General features: G+C 70.2%; 1 protein-coding gene. It reads right to left on the reverse strand.

What is annotated here, in order from left to right:
• On the reverse strand, window positions 1–633 hold a 633-nt coding region (locus tag AB0B91_RS66430), incomplete at its 3' end, for a 2-oxoacid:acceptor oxidoreductase family protein (RefSeq protein WP_358343345.1).
• Between the last annotated feature and the right edge of the window lie 480 nt (window positions 634–1,113).

Here is a 1,113-nt window from a genome sequence, read left to right on the forward strand (position 1 = left end):
GCCGAAGTTCCAGCCGGCGCGGAACGCCGCGACGTTCGCCGCGACCAGTTCGGGTCGGGCGGCGAACTTGCGCTCCAGGAAGCGCAGCGTCGACTCGTAGGGCCGGTTGTACATCCAGGAGAGCAGGCCGAGGGCGAACATGTTCTTGGCCCGTTCGGCGTCCTTCTTCGACACCGCCTGCTCGGCGAGCGCGCCGACCGTCATCGAGGTCAGCGCCACCGGGTGCACCACGTAGCCGGCGAGGGAGTCGTCCTCGAGCGGGCTCGACTGGTAGCCGACCTTGGCCAGGTTGCGCTTGGTGAACTCGTCGGTGTTGACGATGATGTCCGCGCCCCGCGGCAGGTCGGCCAGGTTCGCCTTGAGCGCCGCCGGGTTCATCGCCACCAGCACGTTGGGCGAGTCGCCGGGGGTCAGGATGTCGTAGTCGGCGAAGTGCACCTGGAAGCTCGACACGCCCGGCAGGGTGCCGGCGGGGGCCCGGATCTCGGCCGGGAAGTTCGGCAACGTGGAGATGTCGTTGCCCAGCTGCGCGGTCTCCGAGGTGAACCGGTCGCCGGTGAGCTGCATGCCGTCGCCGGAGTCACCGGCGAAGCGGATGACCACCCGGTCCAGTTGACGGATCTGCTTGGTCACGCCTGCACCTCGCTTCGCTGGGCGCGGTCGCGCGGGCGGCTGAACATGATGGTGACCTCGCCTTGCCCGGCCACGTGACCTCCTTGACGCACCGCTGCACCAGACCCGCGGAGGCGGGCCCGGTCCGCTGTAGTTACCTCACCTGAGAGCCTACGTCGAATCGCCGCCCCAACCTTCTCGGAGGCCGCCCTGTGGGATGCGATCCAGCGAGATTCCACCCCGATTTGAGGTGTTTCCATCCGCCCGCCGTAATCCAGATCACCGGTGGCGCGGCGGTGGGGACGCCGAGCCGGCGTCGTCGGGGCCGTCCGGGTCACTCCGTCGGCGCCGTGGACGGTCCGGCCGCCGGGGCGGCCATCCGCCGCCGCAGCGACGTGGTCGCCAACGCGAGGGCGAACACCACCAGCAGCGTGGAGATCACGATCAGCAGGATCGCCGTACGCCGCACCGAGCCGCCTCCGCCGCCGTCGCTGACGGCCG

This window comes from Nonomuraea sp. NPDC049141 (assembly GCF_040648415.1).
Classification (GTDB): Bacteria; Actinomycetota; Actinomycetes; order Streptosporangiales; family Streptosporangiaceae; genus Nonomuraea.